13 protein-coding genes are annotated in these 15,048 nt (G+C 74.6%); 7 read left to right on the top strand and 6 right to left on the bottom strand.

Features of this window, described 5'->3' with window-relative positions:
- Positions 1-117: 117 nt before the first annotated feature.
- The 3 genes from GCU56_RS17995 to GCU56_RS24755 all read right to left on the bottom strand — a co-directional run bounded on the left by GCU56_RS17995 (position 118) and on the right by GCU56_RS24755 (position 3,432).
- On the bottom strand, positions 118-339 hold the full coding sequence (locus tag GCU56_RS17995; RefSeq protein ID WP_163483122.1) for a DUF3073 domain-containing protein: 222 nt from the start codon (positions 337-339) through the stop codon (positions 118-120).
- Positions 340-1,169: 830 nt separating this feature from the next.
- On the bottom strand, positions 1,170-1,829 hold the full coding sequence (locus tag GCU56_RS17990; protein WP_163483121.1) for a hypothetical protein: 660 nt from the start codon (positions 1,827-1,829) through the stop codon (positions 1,170-1,172).
- Between the two features lie 538 nt (positions 1,830-2,367).
- Complete coding sequence (locus tag GCU56_RS24755; protein WP_163483120.1) at positions 2,368-3,432, bottom strand: Glu/Leu/Phe/Val dehydrogenase dimerization domain-containing protein; 1,065 nt, start codon at positions 3,430-3,432, stop codon at positions 2,368-2,370.
- A 135-nt stretch (positions 3,433-3,567) separates the two neighbouring features.
- Between GCU56_RS24755 and GCU56_RS17980 the strand changes: the two genes are divergently transcribed.
- The 4 genes from GCU56_RS17980 (at position 3,568) to GCU56_RS17965 (ending at position 7,942) form a co-directional block, all read left to right on the top strand.
- Positions 3,568-4,551, top strand: coding sequence for a sugar ABC transporter substrate-binding protein (locus GCU56_RS17980; protein ID WP_163483119.1), 984 nt, complete (start codon positions 3,568-3,570; stop codon positions 4,549-4,551).
- A 104-nt stretch (positions 4,552-4,655) separates the two neighbouring features.
- Complete coding sequence (locus tag GCU56_RS17975) at positions 4,656-5,597, top strand: ABC transporter permease (RefSeq protein ID WP_345771919.1); 942 nt, start codon at positions 4,656-4,658, stop codon at positions 5,595-5,597.
- Positions 5,594-6,409, top strand: a complete 816-nt coding sequence (locus GCU56_RS17970) for an ATP-binding cassette domain-containing protein (RefSeq protein WP_163483118.1) — start codon at positions 5,594-5,596, stop codon at positions 6,407-6,409. The genes GCU56_RS17975 and GCU56_RS17970 overlap by 4 nt, the downstream gene beginning before the upstream one ends.
- A gap of 168 nt (positions 6,410-6,577) precedes the next feature.
- The gene (locus GCU56_RS17965) at positions 6,578-7,942 is read left to right on the top strand and encodes a M23 family metallopeptidase (RefSeq protein WP_163483117.1); all 1,365 of its coding nucleotides are present in this window, start codon (positions 6,578-6,580) and stop codon (positions 7,940-7,942) included.
- A 63-nt stretch (positions 7,943-8,005) separates the two neighbouring features.
- Here GCU56_RS17965 and GCU56_RS17960 read toward each other — a convergent pair whose 3' ends face one another.
- Positions 8,006-8,530, bottom strand: coding sequence for a hypothetical protein (locus tag GCU56_RS17960; protein WP_163483116.1), 525 nt, complete (start codon positions 8,528-8,530; stop codon positions 8,006-8,008).
- Between the two features lie 59 nt (positions 8,531-8,589).
- On the opposite strand from GCU56_RS17960, the gene GCU56_RS17955 reads away from it, so the two are divergent.
- Genes GCU56_RS17955 through mftG form a run of 3 tightly spaced genes read left to right on the top strand, consistent with a single transcriptional unit; the run spans position 8,590 to position 12,417 of the window.
- Positions 8,590-9,459 carry an MBL fold metallo-hydrolase gene (locus tag GCU56_RS17955; RefSeq protein WP_163483115.1) on the top strand — a complete coding sequence of 290 codons (870 nt, stop codon included), beginning with the start codon at positions 8,590-8,592 and terminating at the stop codon, positions 9,457-9,459.
- Complete coding sequence (locus tag GCU56_RS17950; protein ID WP_163483114.1) at positions 9,456-10,805, top strand: AMP-binding protein; 1,350 nt, start codon at positions 9,456-9,458, stop codon at positions 10,803-10,805. The genes GCU56_RS17955 and GCU56_RS17950 overlap by 4 nt, the downstream gene beginning before the upstream one ends.
- Positions 10,798-12,417, top strand: a complete 1,620-nt coding sequence (gene mftG, locus GCU56_RS17945; protein WP_163483113.1) for a mycofactocin dehydrogenase MftG — start codon at positions 10,798-10,800, stop codon at positions 12,415-12,417. Before GCU56_RS17950 ends, mftG begins: the two co-directional genes overlap by 8 nt.
- Before the next feature lie 15 nt (positions 12,418-12,432).
- Here mftG and GCU56_RS17940 read toward each other — a convergent pair whose 3' ends face one another.
- Positions 12,433-14,499 (bottom strand): transglycosylase domain-containing protein, encoded by a 2,067-nt coding sequence (locus tag GCU56_RS17940; RefSeq protein WP_163483112.1) that lies wholly within the window; start codon positions 14,497-14,499, stop codon positions 12,433-12,435.
- A gap of 156 nt (positions 14,500-14,655) precedes the next feature.
- Positions 14,656-14,853, bottom strand: a complete 198-nt coding sequence (locus tag GCU56_RS17935; RefSeq protein WP_163483111.1) for a hypothetical protein — start codon at positions 14,851-14,853, stop codon at positions 14,656-14,658.
- Positions 14,854-15,048: the final 195 nt, after the last annotated feature.

Here is a 15,048-nt window from a genome sequence, read left to right as displayed (position 1 = left end):
CCGCGGATGTGCCCGGTCGCTGGACCGCCGAGCGCACGGGGTCTGGCCATGACGAGGACACCGCGGCCCCGGGGGCCGCGGTGTCCTCGTGGTCAGACCGTGCTGTTCAGGTGGTGGTCAACGGCTGGCTGCCCAGTCGTCGTCCGTGTCGTCGTCCGCCCAGCGGTCGACGAACTCGTCGTCGTCCTCGTCGTCGTCCGTCGCCCGGGGAGGGGCGGTGTAGGACGGCGTGGATCCGGCGAGCTCCTTCTGCAGCGCAGAGAGATCGGTGTTCGGTGAGCTGTACTTGAGCTCACGGGCCACGCGTGTCTGCTTGGCCTTCGCTCGGCCGCGCCCCATCGGCTCGACCCCCTCGTTACGGAGTCCGGGAGTCCAGCTCCGGGCTGGACGGCCCGCCTGGCGACCCCGACTGAGTGACTGTGTCTCGACCGAGCTTACGACACGGACGGAGGGCGGGCACGGGTCTCCCCCTGCTGTCGCCCGACCGGGGTCGCTCCCAGGGCACGTGCGGCTCCGGACACGGCCTCCGGACCGCTGCCGGTCAGCGGGCCGGGGCCCTCGTCGCCTGCTCTCCTGCCGCCCTCGGTCGTCGGAGAAGCCGTGGACCGGTACCACCGCGGGACGGCGCGTCCCGACCGGGCCCGCGCCTGCGGTGGTCCGGGCCCAGGGTCGGCTCCGGTCGGTGCGTCACAGTGACGAACGACCCCTCGGCGACGTCCGGCGCGGGGAGGGGTCAGAAGTCCCAGCGGTGCATCTCGGGGAACCTGACGACGAGCTCCTCCGCCGTCAGGTCACAGGAGCCGGGGCACACGTACTCGACGGCACGGGCGCCTGGCGGGTCCTCCCACCAGGTCCAGCCGACTGCCGCGACGTCTCCGCACCGGGGGCAACGGGCAGTGGTCATCAGATCGTTCATGTGGACACCCCGTCGTCCCGAGGAGAGGATCCCCGCTGCTCGGGTGGTACGAGAGTGCGCCCTCGCGGGCCCGTTGGGAGGGGTCCTTGGTCCCAGCACCGCGGGTCGGCGGCAGGTGGATGGTGGCCGGCCGGCCGACCGCCCTCATGCGCTCCTCGGCTGCGGGGCCCCCGGGCCCGACGCCCGCGCCCCCTCTGTACGCGGCACAGCGCCGGACCCCCGGCGTGGTCCGGCGCTGCGGTCCGTCAGCGGGTCAGCCGCGGTGGTGCGTCTTGCCCTCGTGGTGCGTGCGCGCGTGGTCGCGGTGGTGCCGGTCGTCACGGTGGTCGTCGTCCCTGTCGAACTGCGTGCACAGGTCCCGGATACGGGCGTCGACCCGGGTCCACTCCTCCGAGACGGGCACACCCGCGGCGTCCAGCGCGACCTCGATCTCGACCACGCCGCGCTCGTAGTAAGCGAGGTCGGTCTCGATCCCGGCGTCCCTCATCGCCTGGCGCTGGAGGTCGTCCATCGGGAAGAGGATGGACGGCCCCTCCAGGTAGATGGAGATCCCGTCGGGGCGGGTCTCGTCCGAGCCCGCGCCCGAGATGTCCAGCTCGTCGATCCTGGCGTGGTCGGAGTGGCGGACGAGGTCGACCGTCCAACCGCCCCTGAACTCCGTGAAGACGCTGTCCGCCGACACGGTCTGACGTGCCACCACCTGGCGCACGTCCCCGGTCTCCATGGTGATCGTGTCGCCGCATGCGTCGAACGTGACCGGCGCGTAGTAGTCCGGGACGATCTCCTCGACCGGTACGAACCCGCCGCGCCCGTGCCTGTCCTCGTCTCCGTTCCCGTCGTGCGCCAGCGCGGGCGTGGTGCCGAGCCCGATGATGGTGGCGGCTACGGCCGAGACCGTGAAGCTACGTCGCATGAGCTTTCCTCGGGGTGACTGTGTGGGGATGGAGCATGGCGCGACAACTGTCACCGATACCGTGCAGTAACGGAAGAATACATTTCCCGACATTCCCTCACCCGACCCTCGACCCGGACAATGGTCGGACCGGCGACCTGCGACCGAGTGGGCGCGCGGCCTCGGAGCACCACGGTGGTCGGGGCGGACGCGGCCGCCGCGACGCTCCCACTGGTGGGCGGTGCCGCATGTCGGGCCCGATGTGGGACCGGCGCGACCTCGGCCCCCGTCGGCAATTGCACCCCGCGATCGACGAATTCCTGCGCGTGATCGCGGGTGGGTCTCATTACTCGCGGACAGCATCGGGCGACGCCATTTCTCGACTCTCGGTGGGCGCGTCTCCACTGCGTGTGCACGATCCCGGGACTCGATACCACCGGGGCCGGGACGGGCGGCTGGCGTCATTCCGCACTGCCCGCAGTGGGGAATGGCGCTGACTGCGACCTGCATCCACGGCGCCGCGGAGGAACGAGACGGTGGGCGTCCCGGCGCCGGGGGTTCAGCGCGGCAGGCGGATGGTGGCCAGCCGGCCGACCGCAGCCATGCGCTCCTCGGCCAGCCGGTCGGCGGCGGCGGCCGGTGAGGTCCCCTGCTCGTCGGCCGCGCGGAAGACCCTCAGCGCCACGTCGAAGATGCCCGCGGCCCGGGCCTCGGCCCGGGCGAAGGAGAACCCGTGCCGCTCGTCCTCCACCTGGATCACCCCGCCGGCGTTGACCAGGTAGTCCGGGGCGTAGAGGACGCCGCGCCGCAGCAGCGCCTCCGCGGTGCCCTCGTGCGCCAGCTGGTTGTTCGCGCCACCGCAGACGATCTCCGCCTCCAGGGCGGCGACCGTCTCGTCGTCCAGTGCGCCGCCCAGGGCGCAGGGGGCGTAGACGTCGGACGGCGTCCGCACCAGCGTCGCGGTGTCGTCCACGGCGTCCACGGCGGGGTGGCGGGCGAGGACCCGCTCCACCGCGGCCGCGTCGACGTCGGTGACCACCACGTCGGCGCCGTCCTCGACCAACCGGTCGACCAGCCAGCTGCCCACCTTGCCGACGCCGGCCACCGCGACGGTGCGCCCGGCCAGCGAGGGCTTGCCCCAGCGGTGCTCGGCGGCGGCCCGCATGCCCTGGAAGACGCCGTAGGCGGTCAGCACCGAGGAGTCCCCGCAGCCGCCGTAGGCCTCCGACCGGCCGTGCGCGTACCGGGTCTCGCGGGCCACGACGTCGAGGTCGGCGTTGTGGGTGCCGACGTCGCAGGCGGTCAGGTACCGGCCACCCAGGGACTCGACGAACCGGCCGTAGGCGCGCAGCAGCGCCTCGGTCTTGTCGGTGTGCGGATCGCCGATGATGACCGCCTTGCCGCCGCCGAGGTCGAGGCCGGCCAGGCTGTTCTTGTAGGCCATCGCCTTCGACAGCGCGAGGGCGTCGGCGACCGCCGCCTCCTCGGTCGGGTAGGGGTGGAACCGCGTGCCGCCCAGCGCCGGGCCCAGCGCCGTCGAGTAGATCGCGATGACCGCCCGGAGGCCGGAGCCGGGGTCGGAGCAGAAGACGACCTGTTCGTGACCCGAGCCGAGAACGTCCACGGTCCGAGCGTAGGACGGTCCAGGATCGCCCGACCGGGTGCTCGATGGCGGGCAGGACGCGGGTCCGTCGTCCGGCCGACCGGGCGGGCGGGCATGATCCTGGATCGCACACCCCCGCTGGCCCACGGAGGACCCATGGCTGCACCCAGGCGACTGCTGGCTCTCGCGGTCGCGGCGCCGTTGCTGCTCTCCGCCTGCACCACCGACGGCGGCAGTGCCACCGCCGACAGCGGGGATGGCTCGGGCGGCGGGGACGGCGGGGACCTGTCCTTCTCCGTGGTGACCCACGGCTCGGCCGGCGACGCCTTCTGGGACGTCGTGCAGAACGGCGCCGAGGCGGCGGGGGAGGACCTCGGGGTGTCGGTGGACTACCAGAGCGACGGCGACCCGCAGCGCCAGTCCCAGCTGATCGACGCCGCGGTGAACCAGGACGTCGACGGCATCGTCGTCTCCATGGCCAACCCCGACGCGCTCCAGGACTCGATCCAGGCGGCCGTCGACGCCGGCATCCCGGTGGTCACGATCAACTCCGGCGGCGACCGGTCGGCGGAGTTCGGCGCCATCGGCCACGTCGGCCAGGACGAGGTGATCGCCGGTCAGGGCGCCGGCCGGCGGCTCGCCGCCGACGGCGCGCAGAACGTCCTCTGCGTCATCCACGAGGCCGGCAACATCGGCCACGAGCAGCGCTGCGGCGGCGCCGCCGAGGGGCTGGGCCGTCAGCTGACCCCGCTGCAGGTGGACATCAACGACCTGCAGTCCGCGCAGTCGACGATCACCTCGCAGCTGCAGAGCGACCCGACCATCGACGGGGTGCTCACCCTGAACTCCGCGGTGGCCGCGGTGGCGGTCGCCGCCGTCTCCGACGCCGGCTCCGACGCGCAGGTGGCCACCTTCGACCTCAACCAGGACGTCATCACCGGCATCCAGGGCGGCGACATCTCCTTCGCCGTCGACCAGCAGCAGTACGAGCAGGGCTACCTGCCGATCGTGATGCTCCAGCTGTACGCGGAGAACCTGAACACCGTCGGGGGCGGGCAGCCGGTGCTCACCGGCCCCGGCATCGTCGACGCGCAGAACGTCGACGCCATCGCCGACCTGGCCTCGGCCGGCACCCGCTGAGCGCCACGACGGAGGCTCCGCGGCGGGCCGACGAGCGCCTGGCCGCCGTCGGCCCGCTGCGCCGGCTGCTGGTCAAGCCGGAACTCGGCGCCCTCATCGGCGCGGTGGTGATCTTCGCGTTCTTCGCCCTGCAGTCGTCGGTGTTCCGGTCGCTGTCCGGGGTGGCGAACTGGCTGGACCCCGCCTCGACGCTGGGCATCATGGCCGTCGCGGTCGCGCTGCTGATGATCGGCGGCCACTTCGACCTGTCCGCCGGCGTCATGACCGGCACGACGGCGCTGACGGTCGGCATCGTCGCCGTCGAGTTCGAGCAGCACATCTGGCTGGCGATCGCCGTCGCCCTCGTGGTGGCGCTGGCCATCGGGTTCCTCAACGGCTGGCTGGTGACCCGCACCGGGTTGCCCAGCTTCATCATCACGCTGGGCACCTTCCTCATGCTGCAGGGCCTCAACCTGGGCCTGACCAAGCTGTTCACCGGCACGGTCACCGCGGCCGGGATCGCCGGGGCGGCGGGCTACGGCAGCGCGGAGTGGGTGTTCGCCTCCCGCCTGGAGATCGCCGGCGTGGAGTTCCGGGTGGCTGTCCTGTGGTGGGTGCTGGCCACCGCCCTGGCCACCTGGGTGCTGCTGCGCACCCGGTTCGGCAACTGGGTGTTCGCCACCGGCGGGGACGAGGTGGCCGCCCGCAACGTCGGCGTCCCGGCCCGGCGGACGACGATCACCCTGTTCATGACCACGGCGACCGCGGCCTGGTTCGTCGGCGTCACCCTCGCCGTCCGGCTGACCTCCGTGCAGGCCAACACCGGCATCGGCCAGGAGCTGATCTACATCGTCGCGGCGGTCATCGGCGGCTGCCTGCTGACCGGCGGGTTCGGCTCGGCCGTCGGGGCGTCCCTCGGTGCGCTGATCTTCGGGATGACGCAGCTGGGCATCGTCTACCTGCGGTGGGACGCGGACTGGTTCTACTTCTTCCTCGGCGTCATGCTGCTGCTCGCCGTCCTCGCCAACCGGCTGGTCCGGCGCTACGCCGAGGCGGCCCGGCGGTGACCGACGCGGTGCGGGGGAGCGGCGCGGCACCGCTCCTGGAGCTCCGGGGCGTCGGCAAGGACTTCGGCTCGGTCATCGCCCTCGACGGCATCAGCACCACCGTCCGCGCGGGCGAGGTGACCTGCGTGCTCGGGGACAACGGGGCGGGCAAGTCCACGCTGATCAAGGTCCTCGCCGGGGTGCACCCGCCCGACCGCGGCGAGGTGCTGCTCGACGGGGCGCCGGTGTCCTTCGGTGCTCCCCGGGACGCCCTCGACGCCGGGATCGCCACCGTCTACCAGGACCTGGCGATGATCCCGCTGATGGCCATCTGGCGGAACTTCTTCCTGGGCGCCGAGCCCACGCGCGGCCGCGGCCCGTTCCGCCGGTTCGACTCCGCGACGGCCAAGGAGACGACGCGCCGGGAGTTGCTGGCCATGGGCATCGACATCCGCGATCCCGACCAGCCCGTGGGCACCCTCTCCGGCGGGGAGCGGCAGTCGGTGGCCATCGCCCGCGCCGTCCACTTCGGTGCGCGGGTGCTGATCCTGGACGAGCCGACGTCGGCGCTGGGGGTGAAGCAGGCCGGCATCGTGCTGCGCTACATCAGCCAGGCGCGCGACCGGGGGGTGGGTGTGGTCTTCATCACGCACAACCCCCACCACGCGCACCCCGTGGGGGACCGTTTCCTCCTGCTCGGCCGGGGGCGCAGTCTCGGCGACTTCGCGAAGGGCGAGGTCAGCGTCGAGGAGATCACCCGGTTGATGGCCGGCGGTGCGGAGCTCGCGGAGCTGACGACGGAACTGGAACGGTCGCCTTCTCCAGAAAGCTGACGGCAGCCCTCAAGGTCACCCCGACGGGTGACGACAACAAGAGGGACAGAAGTGGACCGGGCGGGCTGACGAGCGCAGTGTGACCACTGTGCCGCGTGTTGGCTTTGTCACCTGGCGTGACGATGCGACGCTGCGCCGACTCCACTCCCCTCTTCCCCAGGGAGCGTCATGCTGCTCAGCCGTCCCCACCGGCGCGCGTCCGACCCCACCGGGGGCCCGGGACGCCGTCCGCGGACGCGGGCGCTGCGGATCACCCTGGCCGGCGCCGTCACCGGCGCCGTGCTCCTGGGCACCATCGCCCCCGCCGGCGCCGCGCCGGCGCCGCCGCCCAACCCGACCGACTCCCAGCTCGGGGAGGCGCAGACGACGCAGGAGGCCGTCGCCGCCGAGGTCGGCCGGATCGCCGCGCTGGTGGCCGCCGCCGAGGGCGAGCTGGAGCGCTTCGGTGTCCAGGCCGAGGCCGCGGGTGCGGCCTACCTCGCCGCCGAGGAGGCCCTGACCCAGGCGCAGGCCGAGGCCGACCGCACCGCGGGTCAGCTGCAGGCGGCCGCCGACGCCGTCGCCGCGGCCACGGCCCGCATCGCGGGCTTCTCCCGGGACAGCTACATGGGCGGCAGCACGCTGTCCACCGCCGCGGTGCTGCTCGACGCGGAGGGTCCGGCCGAGCTGATCCAGCGGGCCGCCATGCTCGAGTACGTCTCGGACAACCAGCTCGACGTCCTGGGCCAGCTGGAGGTCGCCCGCGTCCAGCAGGCCAACGCCGACTCGGCCGCCCGCGCGGCCCGGGACCAGATGGCCGCGGCGGAGACGGCCGCCGCGGAGGCCAAGGCCGCCGCTGACGGCCAGCTGGCCGCCCAGCGGAGCGCCTACGAGCAGGTGACGGCGCAGAAGGCCGCCTACGACGAGCAGCTCCAGGCCGCGCAGATCCGGTTGCTGGAGCTGCAGGGTGCCCGCGACGCCTACCAGCAGTGGCAGGCCCAGAAGGCCGCCGAGGAGGCCGCCGCGGCGGAGGCCGCTCGTCGCGCCGCGCAGGAGGCCGCCGCCGCGGCCGCCGCGGCCCGCTCGGCCGCGTCGGGCGGGTCCCGCAGCTCCGGCTCGTCGGCCGGCTCCGGCGGCTCGGGTGGCTCGGGGCCCTACGTCAAGCCGACGTCGGGCCGGACGTCGAGCTGCTTCGGCTGGCGCTGGGGCGCCCTGCACGGCGGCGTCGACATCGCCGCACCGATCGGCACCCCCGTCTACGCGGCTCACTCCGGCGTCGTCCAGCGCGCCGGCACGGCGACCGGCTTCGGCTACGCCGTCTACATCCGCGGCGACGACGGCGCGATCACCGTCTACGGCCACGTCAACAGCTACTACGTCGAGGCCGGCGAGCGGGTCGTCGCCGGCGAGGAGATCGCCGAGGTCGGCAACCGCGGCCAGTCCACCGGCCCGCACCTGCACTTCGAGGTCCACCCCGGCGGCTCCATGTACGGCAGCCAGATCGACCCGGCCCCGTGGCTCCGGGCCCGCGGGGTGGCGTTCAGCGGCTGCTGAGCGCGGCCCCCTGCAGGGACCCGCTGCGAGCTCGCGAGCGGTGGGGGCAGGGGGGTCCTTCGTCTAGCCGGTGGGCGTGGGGACGGCCAGGGAGCAGTTGGCCACCACGTAGCTGGTGAGGTTGGTCTGGGCCGTGCCGAGCTGGGCGGTCAGCTGGGCCTCGGCGTCGCTGAACTGCTGCTGGCCCTCCGGGGTGGTCAGGTCCAGGGACCCGGCGGTGGTGGCCAGCTGGCGGAGGCCGTCGATCAGCGCGTTCCAGTCCGGCGCGATGTCGGCCGGGGCCTGGACCGACTCGAGAGTGGCCACGACCTCGGGCAGCCGGCCGGCGACCTCCGTCGGGGTGGCGGTGCCCAGCGTCGTGGAGAGCTCCTGGAACGCCGCGCTCACCTGGGTGCAGAACTCGGCCGCGGCGGGGTCGGGGGCCGGCGTCGAGCTGGGCGCGGACGACGAGGCGCTCGACGAGCCCGACGAGGAGGCGCTGGACGACGCGGCGGGGTCCTCGTCCCCGGAGCCGCCGCAGGCGGTGAGCACGACGACGGCTGCGGCTCCGGCGACGGCCGAGCGGAACAGGCGGACAGGCGAGCGCATGTGCGGCACGGTAGCCGCCGCCCGCACCCGGACGGAGCGGCGCGGCTACCGTCCCCGACGTGCAGACCCCCGCCGACCCCCGCCTCCCGTGGGACCTCCCGGCGCCCGGGACGATGCCCCGGACGGCGGAGCTCGAGCAGCTGGTGACCCGGGTTCTGGCGCCCAATCCGTCGCCGATGACGCTGGACGGCACCAACACCTACGTCGTCGGCGCCCCGGACAGCGGGCAGGCGGTGCTCGTCGACCCCGGCCCCGACGACCCGGCACACCTGGCCGCGGTCGAGGCGGCGCTGGCCGGGCGGGGAGCCCGCTGCGTCGCCGTCCTGGTCACCCACCACCACGGCGACCACGCCGAGGCGGCCCTGCCCTGGGGACGGCGGTTCGAGGCGCAGGTCGCCGCGGCCGACCCGCGGGTCGCCGGGCCCGGCGGACGGGTGCTGACCCCGGGGGAGCGGCTGACGCTGGCCGGCACGGCGCTCGACGTCGTCCCCACGCCGGGGCACTGCGCCGACCACCTGGCCTTCCGCCTCGAGTCCGGCGCGGTGCTGGTCGGCGACCACGTGCTCGGCCGGGGGACGTCGGTCGTCACCCACCCCGAGGGCGACGTGCTGGCCTACCTGGAGTCACTGCGCCGGGTGCACGAGCTCGGCCCCAGCGCCCTCTACTGCGGCCACGGGCCGGAGCTGACCGAGGACCCGGGTGCGGTCCTCGACTACTACCTGGCGCACCGCGCGGCCCGCGAGCAGCAGCTGCTCGCCGTCCTGCGGGAGGGGCCGGCCACCGTCGACGAGCTGGTCGCGGCCGTGTACGCGGAGGTGCCCCGGGCGGTCTGGCCGGCCGCCGCCCAGTCGACCCGGGCGACGCTCGTCAAGCTGCTCGCCGAGGGCGCCGTCGAGGGACGGCTCGAGGGCGCGGTGCGACTGGCGTGAGCGGCACCGCGGTCGTCCGGGCGGCCGACAGCGAGCGCGACCAGCGGCGGGCGGCGGCCGCGCTGCGGGATGCGGGCCTGCGCCCCGGCGACCGCGTGCTGGTCTCGGCGGCGTCCTCGCCCGCGCTGCTGGCCGTCGTCCTCGGCGCGCTGCGCACCGGCGTCGTCCCGGTGCTGCTCGACCCCGCGTTGCCGGCGGCCGAGCGGGCGGCGCTGGCCGAGGACGCCGACCCCGGCCTGGACCTGCACGACGACCCGGCCTCGCTGCTGGCCGGCCGCGACGAGGCCGCGCTGGCCGACGTGCCGCTGGCCCGGCCGATGCACTACACGTCGGGGACCACCGGCCGGCGCAAGGGCGTGTGGTCCGGCCTCCTGGCCGAGGACGACGCCCGGGCGCTCGCCGCCGAGGAGATCGACCTGTGGGGCTTCGGGCCGGCCGACCGCCACCTGGTGCTGTCGCAGCTGCACCACTCGGCGCCGCTGCGGTTCGCCGTCCACACGCTGCTGGCCGGCGGCGAGGTGCTGCTGCCCGGCCCCTTCGACGCTGCGCGGGCCGCGGCCGCCATCTCCACGCTGCACCCGACCACGACCTTCTGCGTGCCCACCCACCTGCAGCGGCTCGTCGCCCGCGCCGACGTCGACTGGTCCTCCTTCCGCCGCCTGGTGCACGCCGGCGCGCCCTGCCCCGAGCCGCTCAAGCGCGCCGTCCTCGCCGCGCTCCCGCCCGGCAGCGTCTGGGAGTTCTACGGCTCCACCGAGGCGCAGTTCACCGTCTGCCCGCCCGGGGAGTGGCTGGCGCACCCCGGCAGCGTCGGCCGCGCCCGCCCGGGCCGGCGCCTGGAGACCGACGACCGCGGCCAGCTGTGGTGTGCGCTGCCGCCCTGGGCGCGGTTCGAGTACTGGCGGGCGCCGGAGAAGACCGCCGCCGCCTGGCGCGAGGACCGGGTCACCGTGGGCGACCTCGGCCGGGTCGACGACGACGGCGTGGTCTGGCTGGACGGACGCCGGGAGGACCTCGTCATCTCCGGCGGGGTGAACGTCTACCCGGCCGAGGTGGAGGCGGTGCTCGACGCCCATCCCGGGGTCGCGGAGAGCGCCGTCGTCGGGATGCCCGACGCGGAGTGGGGCCAGCGGGTGGTCGCCGCCTACGTGGGGACGGCGGACCCCGCGGAGCTGGCCGGCTGGGCCCGGGAGCGGCTGGCCCCGGCCAAGCGCCCCAAGAGCCTGCATCCCGTGCAGGAGCTGCCGCGCACCTCGACCGGCAAGGTGCGCCGCCTCGACCTGCCCGCGGTGCTCGGCCTGGCCGATCCTCGACGCGCGGGGTCGGGCGGAGGGGGACATGCCTGACGACCACTGGGACGTCGTCGTGGTGGGGGCCGGCACGTCCGGCGCGCCGCTGGCCGCCCGGCTGGCCGACGCCGGCCGGCGGGTGCTGCTCCTGGAGGCCGGAGCCGACCACCCGGGCATCGCGGACTTCCCGGCGGTGCTCACCGACGCCGCGACGATGGGCGCCGCGGTGCCCGGTCACCCGGCCAACTGGAACCTCACCGGGGAGCTCACCGGGGAACTCACCTTCCCGGTGCCGCGGGGCCGGGTGGCGGGCGGGTCGAGCGCGCTCAACGGCGGCTACTTCGTCCGGGGCACCCGCGCCGACCTCGACGGCTGGGCCGCCGACGGCAACGACCTGTGGGGCTACGACTCGGTGCTGCCGGCGTTCGTGCGGCTGGAGGCCGACGCCCAGTACGGCGCCCGCCCCGGGCACGGCAGCGCGGGGCCGGTGCCGGTGACCCGCCGGCCCGGAGGCCACCCGCTGGTCGAGGCCTTCACCGGTGCGGCCACGGCGCTGGGCTTCCCGGACGAGCCGGACAAGAACGCCGACGGGCCGCCGGGGGTGGGACCGATCCCGTTCAACGTGGCGGGCGGGATGCGCGTCAACACCGCGATGGCCTACCTCTCACCCCGCCGGGACCGGCCGGGGCTCACCGTGCGCGGGGGCGTGGCCGTCCGACGGGTGGTCGTGGAGGGCGGCCGGGTCGTCGGCGTGGCGACCGATGGCGGCGTCCTGCGCGCCGGCGAGGTCGTGCTCAGCGCCGGGGCCGTGGGGTCACCCCAGCTCCTCCTGCTGTCGGGCATCGGTCCGGCCGCGGATCTGCGCGCGGTCGGCATCGACGTGGTGGCCGACCTGCCGGGGGTGGGCGCGGAGTTCACCGACCACCCGGACCTCTACGTCACCTGGCAGCCGGCCCGGCGGCTGCCGATGCCACCCGGGCTGCTCCCGCTGCACACCGCCCTCAACCTGACCTCCGAGGGGTCGGCGGTGGCCGGCGACCTGGAGGTCCTGCCGTGGCTCAAGCCCTTCAGCCGGGTGATGGTGGACCGCACCACCGCCGGGCTGGCCGGTGCGCTGGGCCGGCCGGCAGCGACGCTCCGGGCGCTCCGCGGCGCCTCGCTGCACCGGCTGCTGGACACCGCCCGCCGCCGGGACGACCTGTTCCTCGGCGTGGCCCTGCAGCGGGAGGACAGCCGCGGCCGGCTCAGCCTGGCCTCGGCCGATCCCGCCGTCCAGCCGCGGATCGAGTACCGCTACCTGACCGAGGAGTCCGACCGGCGGCGGATGCGGGAGGTCGTGCGGCTGGCGGCCGAGCTGCTGCGGACCCCGCCGCTGGCGGGCCTGGTGGCCGCACGCACCGGCCTGCCCGACGACGTCCTGGCCGCGGACCGGGAGCTGGACCGCTGGATCCGCCGGCACCTGGCCACCGCCGTGCACCTCGCCGGGACCGCGCGGATGGGCCCGGCCTCGGACCCCGGCGCCGTCGTCGACCAGCACCTGCGGGTGCGCGGCGTCGAGGGCCTGCGGGTGGTGGACACCTCCGTCATGCCGCGGGTGACCTCCCGCGGGCCGGCGGCGACCGCGGTCATGATCGGCGAGCGGGCCGCGGAGCTGATGACGGCGGGCTGAGTCCCCGGTGCCCGGTCAGCCGGGGCCCGAGGCGCCCAGACCCCCGGACGGCCCGGGCGGTGGCGGCTGCAGCGGGATCCCCGGCGGCGGGAAGAACGCGGGCGGCTCCGCGGTCACGACGGGGAACATGGCGTTCCGCCAGATGGGCGCGGCGAGGCCCCCGCCGAACCCGCCGATGTCCTCGTTCGCCGTCGGGTTGAACAGCATCACGCTGCCGGCGTAGCGCGGGGTGTAGCCGACGAAGGCGACGGAGAACCGGTCCTGGGCGGTCCCGGTCTTGGTGGCGACCTGGTGGCCCGGTATGGCCGCGCGCAGACCCGTGCCCCAGGGCAGCGTCGACCCGCCGACCAGGATCTGGTTGAGGGTCGTGGCCACCGGCGGCGGCACCGCCTCGGGGGTGCACGAGGCGCCGGTGCCGACCGGGCTGCCGTCCTCGCGGGTGAGCGGTTGCCCGTTCCGGTCGAGGACCTCCACCACCGGCACCGGTGCGCACCGGGTGCCGTTGGCCGCGAGGGTGGAGTAGGCGCTGGCCAACGCCAGGGGGCTGGTCGCCTCCGGACCGAGGGTGAAGGAACCGCGGTTCTCGGCGACCACCTGGTCGGCCACCGGGTCCAGGGAGGTCAGGCCCATCCGCTGGGCCGCCCGCACCGGGCCCTCGACGCTGCCGAGCTGGTCCTCGAGGGCGACGAAGTAGGTGTTCGAGGAGCGCTGCAGGGCCTCCACCATCGTCAGCGTCGGTGGCAGGTCACCGACGTTCTCGACCGTGTAGGGCTCGAAGCCGTTGCGGTAGACGCGCGAGGTGTAGGGGCTCGACGTCGTGATGGTGTTCCAGGGCGGGATGCCCCGCTCCAGCGCCGACGCGGCCACGAACACCTTGTACGTCGAGCCGGAGCCCTTGCTGGCGGCGACGTTGAGGTTGACCGACTCCTGCGCCGGATCGGCCTCGTCGAAGCCGAACACGCGGTTGACGCTCATGGCCAGGAGGTTGCCCGTGCCCGGCTCGACCACGGTGAACACCGCGGCGACCCGGTCGCCGAGGGGGACGGCGCCCAGCACCGCGGCGTCGCCGGAGCGCTGCAGGTCCGCGCGGAGCGTCGTCCGGACGGTCAGCCCGCCGTCCTCCAGCTGCTCCTGGGGGATGCCGAGGGTCTGGGTGAGGTGACGCTGCAGGAAGTCGCAGAAGAACCCGCCGATCAGGGCGTCGACGCAGCCGTTGGGCGGGGAGGGTGCCGGGTTCGTCTCCACCGGCAGCGCCGACACCTCGGCCAGCTCCTGGTCGGTGATGTGCCCGCGGTCGTGCATCCGGGTGAGCACCTGGTTGCGGCGCACCTGGGCGCGATCGGGGTCGGCGAGGGGACTGTCGGCGGTCGGGGTCTGCACCAGGCCGGCCAGCATGGCGGCCTGGGGGAGGGTGAGGTCGGCGGCGTTCACGCCGAAGTACGCCTGCGCGGCGGCCTGCACGCCGTAGGCGCCCTCGCCGAAGTACACGATGTTGAGGTAGCGGGTGAGGATCTCCTGCTTGTCGTAGGTCTCCTCCAGCGCCAGGGCCAGCCGGGCCTCGCGCAGCTTCCGGGCCAGGCTCTGCTCCGTGGCCGCGCGGCGGTCCTCCGCGGTGCCCGCCACCTGCAGCAGCGTCTGCTTGACCAGCTGCTGGGTGATGGTCGAGCCGCCCTCGAGCACCGAGCCGGAGCTGAGGTTGCGCACCAGCGCCCGGAGGGTGCCCTCGACGTCGAGCCCGTTGTGCTCGTAGAAGCGGGCGTCCTCGATGTCGACCAGTGCCTGTTCCATGACGTCGGCGATCTGGTCGGCGGCCACCGGCGTCCGGTTGTTGCGGTAGAAGTGCGTGATCAGCGAGCCGTCGGCAGCCAGGACGGCGGTGTTGCCCGGCGGCGTGGCGTCGGTCAGCTCGACCGGCAGGGGGGCCAGCAGCGACGCGGAGTTGCTGGCCGCGATCCCGGGGCCGACCACCCAGGGCATCAGCGCGGCGGCGACCAGAGCGCCGGCCAGGGGGAGGATCATCAGGAGCAGTCCGGCTGCCCGCAGCCGGGGATGGGCGCGGTGTGCTGCGCGCTGCCGGAGCATGTCGACCTCGCTGCGCCGAACCACTCAGGGTGAGCGGGCGGACGCAGTCCGATGGTGACGTACGTCGACGTTCCGCAACAGGGGAACCGTCACGGAAGCCGGAGCGTCCCGGCGGCGCGCTGCCCGCAGCCGCCGGGACGCCGGTTCAGGAGGTGGTCAGCGCGCCGCCGGGATCTCCGCCGTGGGGGGCGACCACGCGTCCGGGTGGGTGCGGCCGGTGTCGGCGACCCAGCCCGTGCCGCTCTTCGCCGGCCCCCGGGAGGGGGCGGGGCGAGCGCTCAGGCTGACGATGAGCGCGAGCAGGGCGACGAGCCCGACGAGGACACCGCCGATCACCAAGAGCGTCGTGAACATGTACTGAACGTAAGCGCCGGACCAGTCCGTGTCACGCCGTCAGCGTGGGCAAATGCCCCCGAACATCTCGGTCGCGTTGCACAGGATGTGCCCGCTCCCGCGCGCCCGGTCGCGACCCTGGTAGTGGCCGCGACGAGCGCTGAGACCCGTGCGCGGAAGTCGGTCCGCCGGGGTAGGAGCGGGAGCAGTCGATCT

Source organism: Geodermatophilus sabuli (genome assembly GCF_010686765.1).
Taxonomy (GTDB): Bacteria; Actinomycetota; Actinomycetes; order Mycobacteriales; family Geodermatophilaceae; genus Geodermatophilus; species Geodermatophilus sabuli_A.
Note: the sequence above shows the minus strand (reverse complement) of the source record. Positions and strands in the feature narration are given on the sequence as shown.

Excerpts from the sequence above, each read along its gene's own strand:
- mftG (WP_163483113.1), top strand. The coding sequence starts at position 10,798 with ATGCCTGACGACCACTGGGACGTCGTCGTGGTGGGGGCCGGCACGTCC.
- GCU56_RS17935 (WP_163483111.1), bottom strand. The coding sequence starts at position 14,853 with ATGTTCACGACGCTCTTGGTGATCGGCGGTGTCCTCGTCGGGCTCGTC.
- GCU56_RS17940 (WP_163483112.1), bottom strand. The coding sequence starts at position 14,499 with ATGCTCCGGCAGCGCGCAGCACACCGCGCCCATCCCCGGCTGCGGGCA.
- GCU56_RS17980 (WP_163483119.1), top strand. The coding sequence starts at position 3,568 with ATGGCTGCACCCAGGCGACTGCTGGCTCTCGCGGTCGCGGCGCCGTTG.
- GCU56_RS17990 (WP_163483121.1), bottom strand. The coding sequence starts at position 1,829 with ATGCGACGTAGCTTCACGGTCTCGGCCGTAGCCGCCACCATCATCGGG.
- GCU56_RS17965 (WP_163483117.1), top strand. The coding sequence starts at position 6,578 with ATGCTGCTCAGCCGTCCCCACCGGCGCGCGTCCGACCCCACCGGGGGC.
- GCU56_RS17960 (WP_163483116.1), bottom strand. The coding sequence starts at position 8,530 with ATGCGCTCGCCTGTCCGCCTGTTCCGCTCGGCCGTCGCCGGAGCCGCA.
- GCU56_RS17995 (WP_163483122.1), bottom strand. The coding sequence starts at position 339 with ATGGGGCGCGGCCGAGCGAAGGCCAAGCAGACACGCGTGGCCCGTGAG.